This window comes from Vagococcus salmoninarum, assembly GCF_003987495.1.
In the GTDB taxonomy this organism is placed as follows: Bacteria; Bacillota; Bacilli; order Lactobacillales; family Vagococcaceae; genus Vagococcus_D; species Vagococcus_D salmoninarum.
This window is the reverse complement of sequence record NZ_NGJU01000010.1, coordinates 65,189-85,104: the sequence shown is the minus strand read 5'-3', so window position 1 is coordinate 85,104 and position 19,916 is coordinate 65,189. Positions and strand designations below refer to the sequence as shown.

At 38.1% G+C, this 19,916-nt stretch carries 22 protein-coding genes and 1 riboswitch; of the genes, 2 read left to right on the top strand and 20 right to left on the bottom strand.

What is annotated here, in order from left to right:
* Window positions 1–12: 12 nt before the first annotated feature.
* From CBF35_RS07920 to CBF35_RS07890, 7 genes are all read right to left on the bottom strand, one after another.
* On the bottom strand, window positions 13–1,896 hold the full coding sequence (locus CBF35_RS07920) for an ABC-F family ATP-binding cassette domain-containing protein (protein ID WP_126779861.1): 1,884 nt from the start codon (window positions 1,894–1,896) through the stop codon (window positions 13–15).
* A gap of 150 nt (window positions 1,897–2,046) precedes the next feature.
* Complete coding sequence (locus CBF35_RS07915) at window positions 2,047–2,508, bottom strand: hypothetical protein (protein ID WP_126779859.1); 462 nt, start codon at window positions 2,506–2,508, stop codon at window positions 2,047–2,049.
* Window positions 2,509–2,604: 96 nt separating this feature from the next.
* Entirely contained in the window at window positions 2,605–2,946 is a 342-nt protein-coding gene (locus CBF35_RS07910; RefSeq protein ID WP_425330184.1) for a thioesterase family protein, read from the bottom strand.
* Window positions 2,947–2,987: 41 nt separating this feature from the next.
* Window positions 2,988–4,205, bottom strand: a complete 1,218-nt coding sequence (locus tag CBF35_RS07905; protein ID WP_126779855.1) for a CCA tRNA nucleotidyltransferase — start codon at window positions 4,203–4,205, stop codon at window positions 2,988–2,990.
* Window positions 4,202–4,993, bottom strand: coding sequence for a 4-hydroxy-tetrahydrodipicolinate reductase (dapB, locus tag CBF35_RS07900; RefSeq protein ID WP_126779853.1), 792 nt, complete (start codon window positions 4,991–4,993; stop codon window positions 4,202–4,204). The genes CBF35_RS07905 and dapB overlap by 4 nt, the downstream gene beginning before the upstream one ends.
* Before the next feature lie 140 nt (window positions 4,994–5,133).
* Complete coding sequence (locus CBF35_RS07895; protein ID WP_126779851.1) at window positions 5,134–5,673, bottom strand: YpiB family protein; 540 nt, start codon at window positions 5,671–5,673, stop codon at window positions 5,134–5,136.
* A 14-nt stretch (window positions 5,674–5,687) separates the two neighbouring features.
* A complete protein-coding gene (locus tag CBF35_RS07890) occupies window positions 5,688–6,965 on the bottom strand; it encodes a tetratricopeptide repeat protein (RefSeq protein ID WP_457414024.1) in 1,278 nt (425 codons plus the stop codon).
* Between the two features lie 203 nt (window positions 6,966–7,168).
* On the opposite strand from CBF35_RS07890, the gene CBF35_RS07885 reads away from it, so the two are divergent.
* Window positions 7,169–7,489: a putative quinol monooxygenase gene (locus CBF35_RS07885; protein WP_126779847.1), complete on the top strand. Its 321-nt coding sequence runs from the start codon at window positions 7,169–7,171 to the stop codon at window positions 7,487–7,489.
* A gap of 43 nt (window positions 7,490–7,532) precedes the next feature.
* Here CBF35_RS07885 and CBF35_RS07880 read toward each other — a convergent pair whose 3' ends face one another.
* The 7 genes from CBF35_RS07880 to CBF35_RS07850 form a co-directional block, all read right to left on the bottom strand.
* Window positions 7,533–7,808 (bottom strand): HU family DNA-binding protein, encoded by a 276-nt coding sequence (locus CBF35_RS07880; RefSeq protein ID WP_126779845.1) that lies wholly within the window; start codon window positions 7,806–7,808, stop codon window positions 7,533–7,535.
* A 245-nt stretch (window positions 7,809–8,053) separates the two neighbouring features.
* Window positions 8,054–9,364 carry a ribosome biogenesis GTPase Der gene (gene der, locus CBF35_RS07875; RefSeq protein ID WP_126779843.1) on the bottom strand — a complete coding sequence of 437 codons (1,311 nt, stop codon included), beginning with the start codon at window positions 9,362–9,364 and terminating at the stop codon, window positions 8,054–8,056.
* Between the two features lie 203 nt (window positions 9,365–9,567).
* Complete coding sequence (rpsA, locus tag CBF35_RS07870; RefSeq protein WP_126779841.1) at window positions 9,568–10,785, bottom strand: 30S ribosomal protein S1; 1,218 nt, start codon at window positions 10,783–10,785, stop codon at window positions 9,568–9,570.
* A gap of 90 nt (window positions 10,786–10,875) precedes the next feature.
* Window positions 10,876–11,553, bottom strand: coding sequence for a (d)CMP kinase (gene cmk / locus CBF35_RS07865; RefSeq protein ID WP_126779839.1), 678 nt, complete (start codon window positions 11,551–11,553; stop codon window positions 10,876–10,878).
* A 71-nt stretch (window positions 11,554–11,624) separates the two neighbouring features.
* On the bottom strand, window positions 11,625–12,212 hold the full coding sequence (locus CBF35_RS07860) for an SAG1386/EF1546 family surface-associated protein (protein WP_170174745.1): 588 nt from the start codon (window positions 12,210–12,212) through the stop codon (window positions 11,625–11,627).
* A 99-nt stretch (window positions 12,213–12,311) separates the two neighbouring features.
* Window positions 12,312–13,739, bottom strand: a complete 1,428-nt coding sequence (locus CBF35_RS07855) for a RecQ family ATP-dependent DNA helicase (protein ID WP_126779835.1) — start codon at window positions 13,737–13,739, stop codon at window positions 12,312–12,314.
* The gene (locus tag CBF35_RS07850) at window positions 13,740–14,795 is read right to left on the bottom strand and encodes a YpbB family protein (protein ID WP_126779833.1); all 1,056 of its coding nucleotides are present in this window, start codon (window positions 14,793–14,795) and stop codon (window positions 13,740–13,742) included.
* Window positions 14,796–14,824: 29 nt separating this feature from the next.
* Between CBF35_RS07850 and CBF35_RS07845 the strand changes: the two genes are divergently transcribed.
* Window positions 14,825–15,034: a ferredoxin gene (locus tag CBF35_RS07845; protein WP_126779831.1), complete on the top strand. Its 210-nt coding sequence runs from the start codon at window positions 14,825–14,827 to the stop codon at window positions 15,032–15,034.
* Between the two features lie 69 nt (window positions 15,035–15,103).
* Here the strand turns inward: CBF35_RS07845 and CBF35_RS07840 are convergent, their stop codons facing one another.
* The 6 genes from CBF35_RS07840 to xerD all read right to left on the bottom strand — a co-directional run bounded on the left by CBF35_RS07840 (window position 15,104) and on the right by xerD (window position 19,895).
* Window positions 15,104–15,700 carry an ECF transporter S component gene (locus CBF35_RS07840; protein ID WP_126779829.1) on the bottom strand — a complete coding sequence of 199 codons (597 nt, stop codon included), beginning with the start codon at window positions 15,698–15,700 and terminating at the stop codon, window positions 15,104–15,106.
* A 133-nt stretch (window positions 15,701–15,833) separates the two neighbouring features.
* A riboswitch (FMN riboswitch) is annotated at window positions 15,834–15,964 on the bottom strand.
* A 65-nt stretch (window positions 15,965–16,029) separates the two neighbouring features.
* Window positions 16,030–16,749 (bottom strand): response regulator transcription factor, encoded by a 720-nt coding sequence (locus CBF35_RS07835; RefSeq protein ID WP_126779827.1) that lies wholly within the window; start codon window positions 16,747–16,749, stop codon window positions 16,030–16,032.
* A gap of 24 nt (window positions 16,750–16,773) precedes the next feature.
* A complete protein-coding gene (locus tag CBF35_RS07830) occupies window positions 16,774–17,490 on the bottom strand; it encodes a pseudouridine synthase (RefSeq protein WP_126779824.1) in 717 nt (238 codons plus the stop codon).
* On the bottom strand, window positions 17,490–18,113 hold the full coding sequence (gene scpB, locus CBF35_RS07825) for an SMC-Scp complex subunit ScpB (protein WP_126779822.1): 624 nt from the start codon (window positions 18,111–18,113) through the stop codon (window positions 17,490–17,492). Before scpB ends, CBF35_RS07830 begins: the two co-directional genes overlap by 1 nt.
* Before the next feature lie 8 nt (window positions 18,114–18,121).
* Window positions 18,122–18,886, bottom strand: a complete 765-nt coding sequence (locus tag CBF35_RS07820; RefSeq protein WP_126779820.1) for a segregation/condensation protein A — start codon at window positions 18,884–18,886, stop codon at window positions 18,122–18,124.
* 118 nt (window positions 18,887–19,004) lie between these two features.
* Window positions 19,005–19,895 carry a site-specific tyrosine recombinase XerD gene (xerD, locus tag CBF35_RS07815; RefSeq protein ID WP_126779818.1) on the bottom strand — a complete coding sequence of 297 codons (891 nt, stop codon included), beginning with the start codon at window positions 19,893–19,895 and terminating at the stop codon, window positions 19,005–19,007.
* Window positions 19,896–19,916 lie beyond the last annotated feature (21 nt).

Here is a 19,916-nt window from a genome sequence, read left to right as displayed (position 1 = left end):
ATTCTATTCTGATTAGATAAATTCGCTTAAATACTCCCAACGTTCCATCTTATATTCTAACTGGGCTTCACTTTCACTAATGGCTTTTTGTAAATCTTGCAACTTTGTGAAATCACTTCCTTGATGATTCATTTCTTCTGTCAAGGTTGTTATTTTAGTTTCTAACCCTTCAATCTCGCTTTCAATTTTATCCCATTCTTGCTTTTCCGCATAGGTCAATTTTTGCTTAGCTTTTTCAATTTTAGGTTCTGACTTTTTAACGGCACTTTTAGTCGCCGTGATTTGCTTTTTCTCTTCTGCTTTACTGTCAGCTAAATAGTCTGACATCGTTCCAAAATACTCAATGATTTTACCATTCCCTTGGAAAACAAACAACTTTTCAACTGTTTTATCTAAGAAATAACGGTCATGACTGACAGAAATAACGGCACCGTTAAAATGTTCTAAGTAATCTTCAAGGACAGTTAATGTGTCGATGTCTAAATCATTCGTTGGTTCATCTAGTAATAAGACATTAGGTTGAGCAATTAATAATTTCAATAAGAACAATCGGCGTTTCTCGCCACCAGATAACTTACCGATGATCGTTCCGTGGCTGGATCGTGGAAATAAGAAGCGTTCTAACATCTCAGCAATGCTGATTGTCGAACCGTCGGCTTGCTTGACTAACTCTGCCGCTTCTTGTAAGTATTGAATCATCCGCATGTTTGGGTCCATGTCTTCGTTTTCTTGCGTATAATAAGCTAATTTGACTGTTTCGCCAATCTCATAAAGACCTGAGGCTAATTGTAAGCGACCTGCTAAGATGTTTAATAAGGTTGATTTACCAGCACCATTTTCACCAGTAATGCCAATCCGATCCCGACCTTGGACTAATAAATTAAAATCTTTTAAAATTGTCTTACTTTCAATTTCAAAGTTGCCATGTTCAACAGTCATGACTTTTTTCCCTAGACGTTGACTGCCAATCGTAATATCGATGTCGTCGTTTTCACCAATTTGGTTTAAATCCCCTTGTAAGTCATTAAAGCGATTGATACGGGCTTGTTGCTTCGTGCCCCGGGCTTTAACCCCCGCTCGCATCCAAGCTAGTTCTTGTTTGTATAATTGCTTACGCTTATGTTCTTGGGCTTTCTCAGTCTCTTCCCGTTCGGCTTTGGCTAATAAATATGTTTGATAATTGCCTTTATACTCGTGGAGCTTGCCAAAAGCTAATTCAAAAATACGATTGGTGACTTTGTCTAAGAAGTAACGGTCATGGGTGACCATTACTAAAGCCCCAGTGTATTGTGATAAATATGATTCAAGCCACTCGATGGCTTGATAATCAAGGTGGTTAGTTGGCTCGTCTAGCAATAGTAAATCCGGTTCTTGAATTAAGACTTGGGCTAAGCCAACCCGTTTCTTTTGCCCACCAGATAATTCTTTAATCTGACGACTAATATCACTGATTCCTAGTTGATGTAAGACTGTTTTAGCATTCGTATCTGCTAACCAAGCGTCTTCTTTATTCATCTTCTCTTCTGCTTTAGTATAAGCATGTTGATACTGCTGATTGCTACCATCACTGGCTAAATTAACTAAGGCTTCTTCGTACTCACGAACAGCTTGTAAAATTGGTGAGTCCCCTTGGAAAACCGCTTCTGCCACAGTGAGTTCTTCCGGTAACGTGCTATCTTGGGATAAATAGCTAATGTGATAGTCTTGCGGTGTTTTCATTTCTCCGCTATCGCCGTTGTCTTTCCCGGCTAGTATATTTAGGAGGCTTGTTTTACCAGTTCCATTGACACCGATTAAACCGACCTTGTCTTTTGTATGAATTAAAAAAGAGATGTCATCAAACAGTGTTTTGTCACCATAAGTTTTCTTTATGTGATCGACACGTAATTCTTTCATTTTCCAGCACCTATCCTTTTCATTATCTTGTCTATTTTAACAGATAACAATTTGCCTTACAAGAAATCATTTAAGTTCACTTTTGCCATTTTTTTGAAAAACAAAAAAAGTAAGAGACAAACTCGTCTCTTACTTTGAATAATTATTAGATTAAACTAGTTGTTCAGCATAAATATCATCCACTGTATTGACTGGGTCAATGACAATATATAATTTTTTAGCTGCTGAAACTTTCGTTGTTTGGAATTTATTGTCAAGACCTTCTTGACCTGGTGTTCCTTTATCTTCGTAAGGGAAGTAGATTAAATCTTCTTTACCATCGTCGAAAATAATTACCATTTTTTCAATGTCTTGATATTTTAAGGCTCTTTCAAACATGCCTAGTTCTAAACCACCAAGGTTAATGTCATCTGTCTTAACATGGTCAGCTTCTTCAAAGATTTCAATTTTAAAGCCTTCACATGGATTAATTTTTTGGAAATCGCCACCGTGGATTCTACCAAAGCTTGTTGTGATTTGTTTGATCCAAAGATCGCCAATATTTTCCCGTTGGATTGTCCATGTTTCATTGTTTCTAAAATAAAATCTAAAACCTGTCATTTGTTTAGTCATCATACATTCTCCTTTTGGTTTGTTATTTGTTCGTAAGTTCATTATATCACAAACTTTAGAAATGTGCATCTTTTTTTGAAACTATTTCACAAATTTTCACTTATCCTCTAATTTACTTAAAAAGCGCCCAGTGTCAACGACTGCTCGCTGATGGCTACCTCGGGCGATTTGCTTCTCGCCTTGGCACACTGTAAAGTCGTAAGTCACTATTTGTTTGACTCTTTCTAGTAAACTAACATGAACGACTACGTTGCCACCAACTTTTGAGGCTTGTTGATGATCAAGCTGGACACTAATGCCAACAGTGGTTTCCCCTGCTGCGATGAAAGGTCTTGTCATTTCGTTACACGTTGTTTCAACAAAGCCTAGTAAGGCTGGAGTTCCTAAAACAGCTAAATCACCTGAACCAATTGCTTGAGCCGTATGCTCAGCTTCGATGATAAATTCCCGACTTGTTTCGATTGTTAACGACTCCCTTCTTAAGCCTTTAATTTCTGATAAACTTTTAAGGCTAATTGACTTAATTCTTCTGGTTGGTTACTGACTTCCCCAGCTAATAGTTGTTGTTGAATGACTGCTAAGACTTGACCAACCCAAGGTCCTGGTCGTTGACCGATTAAGGCCAGTAAATCTTTCCCTGTCAGTTGGATGTCTTGAATTTTATGAATCGGTAACTTTTCGTAACGATTTAAAGCCTCAGCCAGCTTGGATTTTTTATTGAAATACGGCAAAGCTGTTTCAAGTAACTGAATATTTTCTGCCCCTAAATCATAAAGCCACTGATTCGACCAATCTTGGGTTAAACGAAAAGCTAATCCGCTGTGGAGTAAGCTGACTTGTTTGATCATGTGATTGGAGTTTTTCCAACTAGTTAAAAAGGGTTTAATCTCCTGCTGTTGTAGCTCTAAACAATGAACGGTTAATAGCCAAACTAAGACTTCTTCACTTAGTTGTTCTGCTGGTAAAGCGACTAATTTTGCCAGACCTTCTTGTTTATCTTGTAACTCTGGACAGTAACGGAAACACTGAGTGTCGATAAAGGCTTGTAAGCCCCGGTTACGTTTTTTGCCTAACATCATTTTTACAAATTCCACTTGGATCCGCTCAACGGAAATTTTCCCTAGTAAGGCATGATGTTTAGTAATCGCAGCTAAGGTACTTTTTTCAATCTCGAAATCTAACTGACTAGCAAAGCGTAAGCCTCGCATCATTCGTAAGGCATCTTCGTTAAAGCGTTCGTCAGCTAAGCCCACGGCCCGAATCAAACGGTTAGCCAAGTCTGTCATCCCGTCAAACAAATCAATAACTTCCCCTTGTTGATTCATCGCTAAAGCGTTAATCGTAAAGTCCCGGCGTTTTAAATCTTCGGCTAAACTGCGAACAAAGGTCACACTGTCTGGACGACGGTAATCTTGATAGGTCGATTCTGTTCGGAAGGTAGTGATTTCGTACTGATCCTCTTCATACAAAACTAAGACTGTGCCGTGATCAATGCCGACATCAATCGTCCGCTGAAAAAGCCCTTTAACTTCTTCAGGATAGGCACTTGTTGCGATGTCCACGTCATGAATGACTTGGTTTAATAAGATGTCCCGAACACTGCCACCGACAAAGTAAGCTTCAAAACCTCCTTGTTCTAGGGCATCAATGACTGGTTGAGCTTTCATAAATTCCAATGGTAAGTCTTTTTTTATCATAAAATATTTTCCAATCCATAAATTAATTCTTGGCTATGAACCACTGCTTCACAACTTAATTTGACCCCAGTCATAAAGGACTCCCGGTCATAAGAGTCGTGACGAATCGTTAAACCTTCGCCAACATTGCCGAATAAAACTTCTTGATGGGCAATTAAGCCTGGTAAACGGACACTATGAATTTTCATGCCTTCGTAGTCTGCTCCTCTAGCCCCTTTTAGCAATTCTTTTTCTTCAGGATGGCCTTGAACTTTTTTTTGACGGTTAAGGCTCATCATCTCAGCCGTTTTTAAGGCTGTGCCACTAGGAGCGTCTAACTTATTGTCATGGTGTAATTCGATAATTTCAGCATCGGGAAAGTACTTCGCCGCTTTTTGGGCAAATTCCATCATTAAGACAGCGCCAACAGCAAAGTTAGGAGCAATTAAGCCCCCTGTTTGTTGAGCTTTCGCTAAAGTTTGTAACGTTACTAATTCTTCATCACTGAAACCCGTTGTTCCCACCACTGGGGAAATTCCTTGGCTTAAGGCAAAATGCGTATTTTCAAAGGCCACTGCTGGGATTGTGAAATCAATCCAGACATCTGGTTGGACTTCTTTGACTAAGCCTTCTTTAGTATTAAAAACCGGTACACTATTTTGACTATATTCAGCTAATTCGTTGATATTTTTTTCTTGAGCGTGAGGGTCTAAAACCCCGACTAAGGTCATCTTAGGCTGGTTCAAAACCATTTTCGTGGCAGTTGCGCCCATCTTGCCTTTAAAACCTGCAACAACTATTTTAATCATCAATAACTCCCTCTTTCTAGACATCCTTGATCTTAAAGCCTAGACTAATTTTCGACTGACTTTCTTATCTATCTTACCAAAAAATCACAGATAGATAAAGGTTAGCTTATTATAGCTAACAAAAAACACTTGAGTCAGACTCAAGTGTTTGTCATTAAGTTTAATTGATTCGTTAATTGCTGGAATTGCTCTTTATCGCCATTTTCAATGGCTTCATCAATCAACTGGTTTAACGCTGTTTGTTTGTAACTTAACTCTTCCGCTGCTAAAGCCACATCTAGCTGACGAATTAACTCCTTGTCCAACTTTTCATTCCAAGAGTAGTAAGGATTATCTTCGAGAACTGCTAAGTAAAACTCATTATCCCAAGTTTCCCCTAAGACAATTTCAACGTAAAGCTCTTTTTTCCAATTCATCCGCAATTCATGAAAGACTTGCTCTGGATCAGTAAAACGGCGTTGCTCGATAAACAATTCTAAAGGTTCTTGTTTGTTTGTCCCTTGGGAAATTCTTAGTCCTCGGGGAGTTTTTGGAGCGTGTTCAACAAAAACAACTTTATTCAAAATCGCCGGATGAGTCATTAAATAATTTAAAATCCAGTAAACTTCCCGACGGTTATAAGTAACATTTTCGTTTAACCATTCAACAAAGGCTTTTTTCTTTTCAACATTAACTAACATCCAATGACCTCCTTTTATCTTTCTAGTAAGTCATAGACTTCTGTGTCGCCTGGGACATGTAATAAGTAAGCTTCTAAAACTAATTGGGCTTGGTCATTTTGACCTTCTTCACGTAAGTAGATGCCGTAGTCTTTTAAGAATTCAGGTTCTTCTTTTAAGCCTTCAAAAGCTTTTTCATAATGCAAACCAGCTTGCTTAAAGTCTTCTAAGCCATTATAGGCTTTAGCTAAACTCCAGTGAGCTTGGGGTTGGTCTTGACTAGCGAACTCTGATAAAGTGTCAACGACTTCTTCAAAACGTTCTTCGACTAATAACAAATTAGCTAATTTAATCATTGAAAATTCTTTATCTTCTTCTAAACTAATCGCTTTTCGCATGTATTCTTCAGCATCGGCTTGTTTGCCTAAACGGAAAGCATTATCCGACGCTAAGTGATACAAGTCAACTGAGTAAGGATTTTGGGCTAACCCTTCTGCCATGACTTTTTCAGCTTCAAGATGTTGATTTTCGTCTAATAAGGCACTAGCTAGCGGTAAGTATAGTGTTTCATATGTGGGGTTTAAGAGACGTAATTGCTCTAAGTAAGTAATCGCCTTTTCCCGCTCACCTAATTGAATGTAAGTCACCCCTAAACGAAAGAGCACATGATCGGTTTGTTCTTCTTCTAGGGATTTCTCTAAATAAGGAATCGCTTCTTCAAATTCGCCAATCATACTTAAAGAGGTTCCTAAACGGTCATATAAGTCGATATGAGCCATTTGTTCTAAGTCTTGGTTAAGTAACTGCTCGTAAAGGCGAATCGCTTCTAGGAACTTGTCATTGACAAATAACAGCTCCGCTAAGGCTAAGTCTAAGACTGGTTCACCAGGCATCAACTTTTGAGCTTCTTTAATTTTCTTTTCACTGACTTCAGGAACACCCATGATTTGATAAATGTCAGCGGTGACTAATAGACTTTCCACATAACTTGGGTCATCTTTCGCGATTTTTTCTAAGTAATTAAAGGCTGTCTCTAATTCGTCATTTTCAATCGCGATTTCCGCTAAAGTAATCAACAAGCTTGCTTCCTCTGGAAAGAGTGTCACCAGTTGCTCAAAGACTTCTTGGGCTTCTTCTAAGAAACCAAGGGCAAAAAGCTGTTCCCCTAGTTCCACTAAAAACTCTGGCTGATCTTCGCGTAAGGCATTTTCAAAGGCTAATTGAGCCTCGACTAAATCATTTTCTTTAATTGCATCTAACATTTTTTGACTATATGAATTCATTGTTTTATTCTCCTCTAAGTTAATTGCCATGATTGTCACAAAACTAGCTTGTGAACATTAGGAACTAATCATCTTTTAACTCGTACTATCACTTGATTATAACGTATTTACCAGCTTTTAGCATTAAAAAGGACTAGGCTTGACGATTTTTCTGACTTCCCCGACTTTGAAGCCTTTTCCTCTAGCAGACTAGCTAAGTATGGTAAGCTATTTTTAAAAGGATGTGAGCTTGAATGTTAAAATTAATTGCTGAAGATTTTATTCACCCTGATAAAGTCCCTACTGTAATGCCCCTTTATCAAGAACTAGTCGCAAAAACTAAAGGAGAACCCCTCTGTCTAGCCTGTGACTTGTTTGTTGACCAAAAAGTTCCTGGTCATTTTATTTTTATTGAAGAATGGCCTGATGAAGCTGCTTTAGACCAACATGTGAACTCTGAGCATTTTCAACGGCTAGTACCACAAATCGACGCTTACGCAACTAAACCAGGGACTTTTTTAAGAATGAGCCCTTTTCAAGAGTGTCAAGACCTTTATTACACAAAAAACCCGTAACCCTTGAATTAACAAGAGATACGGGTTTTAAAAGGTCTGCTAATTACTTAACAGCGTCTTTAAGTGCTTTACCTGGTTTGAATGCAGGTACTTTGCTTGCAGGGATATCAATTTCTTTACCAGTTTGTGGGTTACGTCCTTTACGAGCTGCGCGATCGCGAACTTCGAAGTTACCAAAACCGATTAATTGAACTTTTTCACCTTCTGAAAGGAAGTCTTGAATTGTAGAGAAAACTGCGTCTACTGATGCAGTTGCGTCTTTTTTAGTCAAGCCTGTTTTTTCTGCAACTTTTTCGATTAATTCTGCTTTGTTTGCCATGTTGTTTTTCACCTCCTGATAAGAGATTAGATGTTATATTGGACATCTTATTAATCATTCTTGAGTGGTCCAAAAATGACAGTTTGAAAGATTGACTTACTCAACATTTCATTATCAAAGATATCATAGGAACGCCGATATATCAAGGGATTTGCGATATTTTTAATCATTTTTAGTAAAAAAGATTTAAAACACAATAAAAATTGCAGAAAAAAGTCAAGTGTGTTAAAATGCCTTTTTTCAGACTATTTACGGCGACGTGCAATAATATGAATTGGGGTTCCTTCGAAAGTAAATGCTTTGCGAATTTGATTTTCAATAAAGCGCGCATAAGAGAAATGCATTAGCTCTTCTTCATTGACAAAAACGACAAAAGTTGGTGGTTTAACCGCAACTTGGGTCGCATAGAAAATCTTCAAACGACGCCCTTTATCTGTTGGTGTTGGGTTAATTGCAACGGCATCCATAATGACATCATTTAATAATGATGATGGAATTCGTAAGTTTTGATTCATACTAACCATTTCAATCATATCTGGCAACTTGTTTAAACGTTGCTTCGTTTCAGCTGAAACAAAAATGATTGGGGCGTAGTCTAAGTATTTAAACTCTTTGCGAATCTCATCTTCAAATTCTTTCATCGTGTTTGTTTCTTTTTCAATAGTATCCCATTTATTGACAACGATGACGATTCCACGACCTGCTTCATGAGCAAAACCAGCAATTCGTTTATCGTATTCACGAATACCTTCTTCGGCATTGATGACCATTAAGACAACGTCTGAACGATCAATGGCACGCATTGCCCGCATCACACTGTATTTCTCCGTCGTTTCATAAACTTTCCCACGTTTACGCATTCCCGCAGTATCAATCATTACGAATGGTTGACCACTTTCAGAAATAAACTCAGTATCAATGGCGTCACGAGTTGTGCCGGCAATGTCAGAAACGATGACACGGTTTTCACCAAGCATGGCATTAATAATTGAAGATTTACCAACGTTTGGTCGGCCAATTAAACTAAATTTAATGATGCCTTCTTCTTCTTCTTCAAGTTCCGTTGAGAAATGTTTAACACATTCGTCTAAAACATCTCCTAAACCAATACCGTGACTACCTGAAACCGGGTATGGATCGCCTAAACCTAATGAGTAAAACTCAAAGATATCGGCACGCATTTCTGGGTTATCAATTTTATTAACGGCTAAAATAACTGGTTTACCTGAAGCGTAAAGCATTCTAGCAACTAATTCATCAGCATCAGTGACGCCTTCGCGGCCACTTCCTAATAAAATAATAACATCAGCTTCAGCGATGGCGATTTCAGCTTGATACTTAATCTGATCCATAAAAGGTTCTTCCCCTAAATCAATCCCACCAGTATCAATAATACTAAATTCGCGACCTAACCATTCGCCAGTTGCGTAAATTCGGTCTCTTGTAACTCCTGGGGTATCTTCGACAATCGAAATACGTTCCCCAGCGATTCTATTAAAGATTGTTGACTTCCCGACGTTCGGGCGGCCGACAATCGCTATTGTTGGATTTGCCATGTGACATAATCCCTCCTTCAAATATTTAAGTCCGATTAACTTGTCCTCTAAGTAACAAGATACTATCACAGAAACAAGAATCACTTTCTTAATTCCTAAGCTCTTTAGTAGTTTAACCTATCAAAAGCCCTGACACAAGTATTATTCCACATAAAAACAACTAGAAAACAGAAAAATGTTTTCTAGTTGTTAATTAATCTTTATTATTCTTCTTCAGAAACTTCCGAAGCATTCAAACTTTCACCTAGAATATCACCTAAAGTGAAGCCTGTACTTTCTTCCGGCATTTCATAAGTATCTTCAGCTGGCTCAACCTCTTCTTCAGCTTTTTCTTCTAGCGCTTTGATACTTAAAGCGATGCGGTGGTCAATCGGTAGAACTTCTAATACTTTCACTTGAACTTCTTGGCCTTCCTCTAAAACTTCGTGAGGTGTGGCAATGTGTTTATGTGAAATTTGCGAAATATGGACAAGACCTTCGACCCCTGGGAAAACTTCCACAAAAGCACCAAAACTTGTTAGACGTTTAACTGCACCAGTTAAAACTGTCCCAACTTGGGCTTTTTCTTCGATGTCTGACCACGGTCCAGGCAATGTGTCTTTAATAGATAGTGAGACACGTTCTTTTTCAGCATTAATTGACAGAATTTTAACTGTTACTTCTTGGCCAACTTCTAAAACATCAGAAGGTTTAGCGACATGGCTATGAGAGATTTCTGAAACGTGAACTAAACCGTCAACGCCACCTAAATCAACAAAGGCTCCAAAATCAGTTAAACGAGCAATTTTACCAGTCACTTCAGCGCCTTCGCCTAAGTTAGCTAAGACTTGATCTTTGACTTTTGCTTTTTCAGCTTCAACAACAGCTTTATGAGATAGAATTAAACGATTTTCTGATGGCTCAATTTCAATAATTTTAAAGGTCATTGTTTCCCCTTTATAACTAGCAAAATCTGAAACAAAATGATCTTCAACCATTGAAGCAGGGACAAAGCCTCTAACACCTACGTCCGCTACTAAACCACCTTTAACTACATCTGTAATTAAAGCTTCGATAATATTGCCAGCTTCAAAGTCAGCTTCAATTTCTTGCCAAACTTTTTTCGCATCTAAACGTCGTTTTGATAATAAGTAACTGCCGTTTTCTTTGTCTTTACCAATTGAAGTAATCACAACTAAGTCAAGGACTTCCCCAACCGTTACTACTTCTGAAATATCTTCTACTGGGAAAGTTGATAATTCCTTAAGGGGAACAACGCCTTCAACTCCTGTACCAAGAATACTTACCATTGCTTGTGTTGCCTCTAAAACTAAGACTTCACCTTGAACGATATCGCCGACTTTGACCTCTTGAACGCTATCTAAAGCATCCATCATTGTTGCAGTGTCATTTTCCATTTGATTTTTTTCCATATCTGTCATGACTAATGGCCTCCTCACCAACAAAAAAAGTTATCATAACCCTATTGTATCTTATATAAGGTGGGATTTCTAGGGTAATTAAGTTTTTTTTTATTTGGTCGTTTTATTTTGAATAATTTTCTTGATCTCTGTAACAACTGCTTCGATATTTAAACCAGTTGTATCTAGTTTTACTGCATCATCTGCTTGAACTAGCGGGGAATTTTTGCGAGTAGAATCTTTGTAATCACGTTCTTCGATTTCTTTTTTCAAAGTTTCGAAATCCGTTTCGATGCCTTTACTTACGTTTTCTTTATAACGTCGCTCTGCCCGTTCCTCAACACTAGCGATTAAAAAGACTTTCACTTCGGCATCTGGTAAAACAGCTGTACCAATGTCTCGTCCGTCCATCACAACACCACCTTGGTGACCTAAAGCTTGTTGGCGACGAACTAACTCGGCACGAACTTCTTTATGGGCAGACACTTGTGACACTAAGTTTGTGACATCTGGTTGACGAATGGTTTCAGTCACATCAAGATCATTTAAAAAGACTAACTGGCCAGCACTCCTTTGTTCAAAACTAATTCTCGTTGTCTCTAACAAAGCAACTAATTCTTCTTCCTTAGCAGGATCGGCTTGCTCCTTGATAACTGCTAAAGTTAAACACCGATACATCGCACCAGTGTCAACATAAATATAGTTTAATTCACTAGCCAAAATTTTAGCTACTGTGCTTTTACCAGCTGAAGCTGGGCCGTCAATTGCAATACTTATTTCTTTATTCATCTCGTACTCCTTTTAGTCACTATCCATTTTTAGTTATTATTTCATAATAAAAAGCTGTCTGTTAGACAGCTTTATTGACCTACTATTAAAGTTTGACCTAAGCCAATATCGTCGCCACTTAGTCCATTCCATTCCCTAAGCTGTTCTTGACTAATACCGTATCTATTACTTAAATTATAAACAGTATCCCCTGCTTGAACAACATGACTAGATCCACCAACGGGTTGTTGAGGCTGTTGGGGTTCTTGAGTTGGTTGGGTCGGCTCCACCTGTTCAACTGGCGCTTGAGTTGGCTCAGTTGTCGGTTGAGTTGGTGCTTCAGGTTGTTTTGTCGGTTCTGGTTCTTCTTCCTTAGAGCTTGCTACCGTACGACTTGGTTCAGTTGACGCTTCGGCTGAACTAGCTGGCTGTTTAGCACCAGAAGAATCTTTTTGAATCTCAATGGCATCTTCTTTAGGTTGTAATGACTTTTTAGATGACAAACTGAATAAATACACTAAAATTAACGTAATCAACAGTAGTAAAATCACTAAGATTGTAATAAAGGCTGAGTTACCTTTCTTTTTTGTCCGACTTTGGCTTCTAGAAGAGGCACTTTCATATTCAGTATCATAGATGGGTTGTTCCCAGGGTTCTTTACGTTCGTTATCTTTGCTCACAGAAAATCCTCCTATTAGTTCTTCTTCATTTCATTTTACCATATATCAGTAAAAGTTGTGACATTATCGCTCTTTTTAAGTAATAATGCTTGTAGAATCTCATTTTACGAACATTTTTTCAAGTTGTTCTTGCCAATTTTTAGAGAATCTTAATTTATCTGAAAGTATTTTTTCATAATTTAAGAGTAGTTTACCATAATTACCACAGTTATCACAACAAGGCGGCTCTGCTGAAGCGGTTGGTTCTTTAAAATAAGCAAGTAAAAAATTCCGGCGGCAAGTGTCCACCTTCAAATAGTCACGAACAGCTGACAATTGTCGTTGCTTTTCTTGACTTCGCTCTTCTAACAGCTCTAACAAGTTAGCAAAACTCCTCTGTTCACTAGTAATTTCCCACAACCACTTTTGTTGTAACTCACTTAGTTGTTCTTGAACAGCCTTTAACTCTGAGAAAGTCTGATCTTTCAAAGTAGCGAACTGTTGAATTTCAGCGGCTAGCTCGCCTTGCAAAAAGTAATGGAGATTTTCATCCCCTGGGGTATACAGCACGACTGATAAGGACTGCTGACCATCACGGCCACTGCGGCCACTCTCTTGTAAAAAACTTTCGATGCTATTCGGCAAATGGTAATGAATAATAAAGCGAATATTGCCTTTGTTAATCCCCATGCCAAAGGCGCTAGTTGCACATAAAATCGTTAGCTGATCACTTAAAAATTGTTGCTGAATGATTGTTCGTTCTTGATTCGTTAAATCTCCGTGATAAAAAGCTGATTTGCCGACAGCAGCTTGATTTAATAAACGACTAGTCTCTTCAGCTTGACGTTTACTTGAAAAGTAAATAATACCAGGGCCTTTTTGTTCATTTAAAAATTCTAATAAAAAAGCTGTTTTATCAAGGGTTTCAACTACTTCATATGCGATATTTGGACGGTTCACAGAATGGCGAACAATCTTAGGTGAACGAGTAAACAATTGATTTTTAATGTCTTTGATCACCTTATCTGTGGCCGTGGCTGTTAAGGCGACAACTTTCGGTACTTTTAATAGTTCAATAATTCTCCCAAGTTGTTCGTATTCCGGGCGAAAATCAATTCCCCATTGAGAAATACAGTGGGCCTCATCGACAACAAACAAGTTTAAATTAACGCTTTGTAAGGCTTGCTGAACAGCTGGTTGCATTAACGTTTCAGGACTAACGAAGACAAACTTGTACTGGGCTAGTTGCGCTAAAACAGTTTTTTTAGTTACGAAATCAAGTTGACTATTAATAGCAATTGCTTTTTTTTCGCCTAGTAGCTTTAGCTGTTGGACTTGATCATCCATTAAGGAAATCAAAGGTGACACAATCACCGTTGTTCCCGGGAGTAAATAGCTTGGTAATTGATAACATAAGCTCTTCCCAGTCCCTGTGGGCAAGATCGATAACGTTTCCTTGTTAGTCAAAATACTTTCAATCGTTTCGGCTTGGCCTTCCCGAAAGTCGTCGTAATTAAAGATTTCTTTTAAACTCGCTTTTAAGTTCACTTAGCTTCCCTCCCTGATGCGCATAATTTGATAACAGCGTAGCTTTAAGAAATCAACTGTTGGCTGATCAGCTAACACTTCTCGGTAGTGCCACTGACGTAGGTCATTAACGATTTTTTCATAACTTTTTAAAGCACTGCAAGTGGCTTCATCTAGCACTAAGGTAAAGTCGAAGTCTTCATTGAGAATCGCAGCTTCGATTAAATGATCCACAACAGTACTTTCTTTTAATTTTCTTAGGCGACAAATTTCTTGAAGTGAACGACCAGCTTTCAGTAATTGATAACTCTTAGCGGCACTGTCATTAATAAAACTCCGAGAATAAAAGGGATAAACACTACTTAACAAAGGATAGTCTGTTGGTTGTTCACTAATCAGCCTTATTAAACGATGACTGTAGTTTTTCCTTAATAAATAACCTTCAAAGGCTGATAAGTGATAGTCATCAATTAATTGACTAGCCGTTTGTCCAATTTGAGTGTGACCGGATAATAAGTTTACTAAGCTACTTTGGAGCCTTTCTGGAAATGCTAGAATCAACCTATGCCATTCATGATAGATTTGCTGACCTAACAAAGCTGGCTCTTTTGCTAAAGTTTGAAACCACCGCTTGAGAATTAGTTGCTTAGCCGGATTGGATTCGATTGGCACGTACTTGTTATTTCCATGGACATACTCAGAAATGATTTGGCTAGCAAACAATAAGCCTTCAACGTACTCATCATCCGTGTTAGAATAAGTAACGCCTTGTAAGTCTGGCAATTTTAAGGCAGGCGATACTGTTAATTGACTCTGGCCTTTTTCTGATAACCACAGTAAGTCACCACTAGGGTTTTGATTTAAAAAACCTTGCTGTCTTAATTTATTAATTGTTTTTTGGACTTCTGACTCAACAAGCTGGGGAAATAACCCAAAATAAGGGAGCAATTGATTAAAGTACCCGTAAATTAAAATCGAAGTTGTCCGCTTACCACGTAACAAATGACTTAAAGTTGTCCCTCGAACCTTGTTTCCATGTTGAAATAGGGATAGAATAAAGATGTCTTGTTTTTCCATAATATAATACCTCTTTTAGGAGTGATTGAATGCTTTATAAAATTGTACCTGAAAAATGCATTGCCTGCGGTCTTTGTCAAGTGCTTGCCCCGCAAGTTTTTGATTACACTGATGACGGCCTTGTGATTTTTAAAGATGCACCAACGTTACGAGAGCAGTTTTTGACTGATGATTTAGCTGCCGAAGGAATGGCTGCTTATAAACAATGTCCGACTCGGGCAATTGAAATTGTTAAATAACTCTTAGGACTAGTTTAACACCTATTCCACAAAAAAACTTCTTATCCCTTATGATAAGAAGTTTTATTTTTATTTAGTTGATTTTAATTGATTTGTTTGAGGAAGTCCTTGTTTTTTAATTAACCAAGGCAACAATTTGCCGTGAACTAAGACAAAAACACCACTGACGATAACCCCTTTAATTAAGTTAAAAGGAATGACTGCCACTAAGACGTATTGTATAAATGGCAAGCCCACATCAAAGTTAAGGACTTTAAAATACAAAGGTAAGGCGAAATAATAGTTCATTAAAGACATCCCGATTGTCATTACTAGCGTTCCGACCCCTAAGCCAAAATACAAACTATGTTTTGAACGATGGCTTTTCGTTAAGAAATAGGCCGGTAAGACAAAGGTAATTGCCGCAACAAAACTACTTAGATTACCAATTAAGGACTCTAAGCCGCCGCCTCTAGTTAAAAAATACAATAGGGACCGAATGAAAGCTGTGGTAATTCCGGCAACTGGTCCAAATAAATACGTTGCGATCAAAATTGGAATCTCACTTAAATCGACTTTCATAAATTGAAAACCAGGTATAACTGGGAATGCAAGGTACATTAAAATATACCCAATGGCTGCCAACATGGCAATTCCCACCATTTTTTGTGTCTTACTTCTTCTCATCAGAAATCCTCCTAAAAGGACCCATCTCAGGCAAGCTCACGACTTAACCATCAATTTCAACTAACAAAAAAACTATTTTCTACATAAGGGCAGAAAATAGCAAATAGTCTTATTTGAAGTTGAGTCAAATAAGCTCTATCTTCTCTTATCCAGACTATACTGTCGGTATTGGATTTTCACCAATTCAGCCATTCCTTATTACTAAGAAACAGGTCGTGGACTATAACCACCGGTCGGGAATCACACCCTGCCCTGAAGACGAACCTTAATTTAATTTTTTAATACATTATTATTATAGCAAACTTCCGGAATATAGCAACTCTTTAAGCTTACTTAATGACTTTAGCCAGATTGCTTTGAAAGCGGTAGCCTCGTTGATAGACAGTGACAATTCGACTAGCTGTAGCTTCTGAATAAGCCCCTAGCTTTTGCCGTAAACGGCGAATATGAACATCAACAGTCCGCTCTTCTCCTAGGATCTGATACCCCCAAACATCCTCTAATAGTTGCCGGCGGCTCAAGACTTGGTCAGAATGGTTAACAAAATAGCTAAGTAAGTTAAATTCGATGGCTGTTAAGTTAGCATGTTTGCCAGCCACCGTTACCTTTTTTCGCCCTAAATCAATTGTCATATCTGGAAAGACGTAATGCTGACCACTGACCATAAATGGCGACCCTTGGTAGTAATACCTTAACAAGCGTTTAATTCGCAGATAGACTTCTTCTGGACTAAAAGGCTTTTGAACAAAATCATCTGCCCCTAACTCAAAACTTTTCAACCTTTGGGATTCCCCTTGATCTTCAGCTACAATCACTACTGGCAAATTACTTATAGAACGTAACTCCCTTAAAAATGCCAATGGGGCTTCTTGATTGATGACAGCTTCTGTCACGACTAGCTCGAGAGGTTCTTTTTTAAAGAGTAATAAACCCTCCTCGAAGCTACTTGCTTCGAAGACGGTTAATTGGTGTGCTTCTAGGGTTTCTTTTAATAAAGTTCGGGTTCGCTGATCACGATCAACGACTAAAATACTTAGTGTTAGCTCCATTTCAGCCCCGCCCTTCGCTTATTTTTATTTAGCTAATTCTAATAAGGCATTAACTTCACGTTTACTTAAAGAACGGTATTGACCTGGTTTTAAACCAGCCAAAGTTAAATTACCATACAGTTCACGTTTTAGTTTTGTGACTGGGTAACCCACAGCTTCAAGCATTTTCTTAACTTGGTGGTTACGACCTTCGTGAATCGTTAATTCCACGATGGCAGTTTGTTTAATATTGTCTGTCGACAAAATTTTGAATTTAGCCGGTGCCGTAGTGCGACCGTCAATTTTAATCCCTTTAGCTAAAGGTTGTAAATCTTTCGGAAATGGCACGCCCATGACTTTAGCTACATAAGTTTTGTCAACTTCATGACGAGGGTGAGTTAACTTATTAGCAAAGTCACCATTATTAGTTAGTAATAATAAACCAGACGTATCATAATCTAAACGACCAACTGGGTAAATCCGTTCTCTAACACTTACTAAGAAATCAGTCACCACTTGACGGCCTTTATCGTCAGCAACGGCTGAGATGACTCCCCGTGGTTTGTAAAAAAGGTAATAAACATAATCTTCTTGAGTAATTGGTACACCTTGAACTTCAATTTTATCAGTTGAATCTACTTTAATACCCATTTCTGTTACTTTTTTACCATTCACTTTCACATGACCATCACGAATCAATTCTTCTGATTTTCTTCTTGATGCCACGCCACTTTGTGCTAAGACTTTTTGTAGTCTTTCCATTATACATTCTCCTCTGTTGGTTCACTGCTTATTTGCTTCTTTTCTAAACCGTCTAAATCTTCTTTAAAGTTAGCGAAAAATAAATCGCTAGGAATCTCTTGATCAATTTCTGCTTCCATCTCTTCGATTGAAGGCAGATCATGAAGGGTTTCTAAGCCGAAATAGTTCATAAAATAATCCGTTGTGCCATATAAAATCGCCCGTCCTGGGCCATCTACTCGGGATTTTTCGGCAATCAACTGCCGAGCTGCTAATTTTTGGACAGAACCGGCTGATTGGACACCGCGAATCTCATCAACTTCCATGCGGGTAATCGGTTGTTTATAAGCGATAATCGACAATGTCTCTAAGGCCGCTTGAGACAACGTATTCGACAAAGGGGATTGAGCGTAATTTTTAACTAAGCTGGCGTACTCTTTTTTCGTCGTTAAAATAAAATGATTGCCAACTTCTAAAATATGAATCGCTGATGACTTGTCGTCGATGTAACGACCTTTTAGTTTTTCAATGCCTTCAAAAATATCCGCCGTCGGTTCTTCAACGATATACGCTAACTCGTCTAAAGAGATGCCTTCATCTCCTGCGACAAAGAGTAACGCTTCAATTTGTCCTGTAATTTCCATAATAACTCCTACTCTAGCTCTGCTTCAAGAATTTGATTATACAAAAAAATCGGTTGGTAATTTTCTTCTTGAATCGCGATGATTTTTCGTGATTTAATTAGTTCTAATAATGCCATAAAAGTCGTCACAATCTCACTCCGGGAAAAAGTCACAAATAAAGAAGCGAAAGGAACGCCTTGAGTTAAAGGTAAGTTTTTCATTAAACTGCCGATAAAGGCAATTTTATCTTCAACAGAATTGTGATCGGTCCGTATCGTTGTTTCTTTCGGTCCGGATTTTTTACGTCGTTCTAAAATGTCATGAAACGCTAAAAACAGATCGAACGTATTAACTTCATTTGGCTCTAATAAAGGAATGTCTTCTTTAAACTCATCTAAGTTAGATGGTTCTTTCGTAAAGTAATTGCCGCGGTCTTCTTCTTTTTCTTTTAAGACGGTAGCAGCATACTTAAATTTCCGGTACTCCAATAATTGGGCAACTAAAGCCGCCCGAGGATCGGCACCTTCCCCTTCGCCTTCCTCGTCTTCTAAAGTTAACTCTTCTTTCGGTAATAGTAATTTACTTTTAATTGACATTAAGGTCGCAGCCATGACGATGTAGTCACCAGCCACATCAAGCTGTAAGGTTTGCATTGTTTTGATGTAGTTCATATATTGATAAGTCACATCAGCAATCGGAATATCGTAAATGTCGATTTCCAACGTTTTAATTAAATGTAATAACAAATCTAAGGGGCCTTCAAATACATCTAATTTGACACTTAAATTATCCATGAACCTTTCCCCTCATTTCCATTAACTCCGGTCAAGCTAATTGCATTTATTCGAAAGCATATTATAACACATATTTCTGCTGATAGTTAAGGACTTTTATATCTGTTGAAGCCAACTATTAGGCTCGTGGGAAATAATCTTTATAGACATCTGCCATCCGTTGTTTCGTAATATGGGTGTAGATTTGGGTTGTTGAAATATCCGCATGGCCTAAGAGTTCTTGGACAATCCGTAAATCTGCCCCATTTTCTAGCAAATGCGTGGCGAAACTGTGGCGTAAAGTATGAGGAGTGACTTCTTTTTCAATTTTCGCATCTACTACGTAAGCTTTTAAATTTTTCCAGATTCCTTGACGGCTAAAGCCACGACCGTGATGATTCAGAAATAAGGCTGTTACATCTTGGCCTTTCCGTGCCAATTTTGGGCGACTGTCATCTAAGTAAATTTGAATCCACTTAATCGCTAAATCACCAAGGGGAATAATCCGCTCCTTATCCCCTTTACCAATGGTTTGAATCAAACCTAAAGAAAGATGAAGATCATCTAATTTTAAGGAAATGAGTTCTGTTACCCGTAAACCAGTCGCATACATCACTTCTAAAATGGCCCGATCGCGAATCCCATATTTATTTGACGTATTTGGGGCTTCGATTAAACGTTCAATTTCGGGAATTGACAAAGTCTTCGGTAGTTTTTGCGCTTTTTTAGGGGTTTCAATATGTTGCATAGGGTCATTGTCAGTATAACGTTCTTGACGTAAAAACTGATGAAACTTCCGTAAGCTTGAAACCATTCTCGTAATAGTTGCTGATGATTTCTTCTCAACTGTTAATTTTTTTAAGAATGACATGATAAAAAAACGGTCAACCGTTTCCCAAGTCGTTATTTGGTTCTCAGTCAGAAAATCTAAATACTGCTCTAAATCCCGACGGTAACTGACAATTGTATTATCAGAAAGTCCCCGTTCCACTTGTAAATAGTGAATGTAATCATTTAAATTATTTTTCATGATGTTCCTTCCTAAAAATCC

Excerpts from the sequence above, each read along its gene's own strand:
- CBF35_RS07915 (WP_126779859.1), bottom strand. The coding sequence starts at position 2,508 with ATGACTAAACAAATGACAGGTTTTAGATTTTATTTTAGAAACAATGAA.
- CBF35_RS07920 (WP_126779861.1), bottom strand. The coding sequence starts at position 1,896 with ATGAAAGAATTACGTGTCGATCACATAAAGAAAACTTATGGTGACAAA.
- CBF35_RS07850 (WP_126779833.1), bottom strand. The coding sequence starts at position 14,795 with ATGGAAAAACAAGACATCTTTATTCTATCCCTATTTCAACATGGAAAC.
- CBF35_RS07885 (WP_126779847.1), top strand. The coding sequence starts at position 7,169 with ATGTTAAAATTAATTGCTGAAGATTTTATTCACCCTGATAAAGTCCCT.
- CBF35_RS07880 (WP_126779845.1), bottom strand. The coding sequence starts at position 7,808 with ATGGCAAACAAAGCAGAATTAATCGAAAAAGTTGCAGAAAAAACAGGC.
- CBF35_RS07845 (WP_126779831.1), top strand. The coding sequence starts at position 14,825 with ATGCTTTATAAAATTGTACCTGAAAAATGCATTGCCTGCGGTCTTTGT.
- CBF35_RS07820 (WP_126779820.1), bottom strand. The coding sequence starts at position 18,886 with ATGGATAATTTAAGTGTCAAATTAGATGTATTTGAAGGCCCCTTAGAT.
- xerD (WP_126779818.1), bottom strand. The coding sequence starts at position 19,895 with ATGAAAAATAATTTAAATGATTACATTCACTATTTACAAGTGGAACGG.
- scpB (WP_126779822.1), bottom strand. The coding sequence starts at position 18,113 with ATGGAAATTACAGGACAAATTGAAGCGTTACTCTTTGTCGCAGGAGAT.
- cmk (WP_126779839.1), bottom strand. The coding sequence starts at position 11,553 with ATGAATAAAGAAATAAGTATTGCAATTGACGGCCCAGCTTCAGCTGGT.
- der (WP_126779843.1), bottom strand. The coding sequence starts at position 9,364 with ATGGCAAATCCAACAATAGCGATTGTCGGCCGCCCGAACGTCGGGAAG.
- CBF35_RS07835 (WP_126779827.1), bottom strand. The coding sequence starts at position 16,749 with ATGGAGCTAACACTAAGTATTTTAGTCGTTGATCGTGATCAGCGAACC.
- CBF35_RS07830 (WP_126779824.1), bottom strand. The coding sequence starts at position 17,490 with ATGGAAAGACTACAAAAAGTCTTAGCACAAAGTGGCGTGGCATCAAGA.
- CBF35_RS07895 (WP_126779851.1), bottom strand. The coding sequence starts at position 5,673 with ATGTTAGTTAATGTTGAAAAGAAAAAAGCCTTTGTTGAATGGTTAAAC.
- CBF35_RS07905 (WP_126779855.1), bottom strand. The coding sequence starts at position 4,205 with ATGATAAAAAAAGACTTACCATTGGAATTTATGAAAGCTCAACCAGTC.
- CBF35_RS07890 (WP_457414024.1), bottom strand. The coding sequence starts at position 6,965 with ATGGCAATTAACTTAGAGGAGAATAAAACAATGAATTCATATAGTCAA.
- CBF35_RS07840 (WP_126779829.1), bottom strand. The coding sequence starts at position 15,700 with ATGAGAAGAAGTAAGACACAAAAAATGGTGGGAATTGCCATGTTGGCA.
- rpsA (WP_126779841.1), bottom strand. The coding sequence starts at position 10,785 with ATGACAGATATGGAAAAAAATCAAATGGAAAATGACACTGCAACAATG.
- dapB (WP_126779853.1), bottom strand. The coding sequence starts at position 4,993 with ATGATTAAAATAGTTGTTGCAGGTTTTAAAGGCAAGATGGGCGCAACT.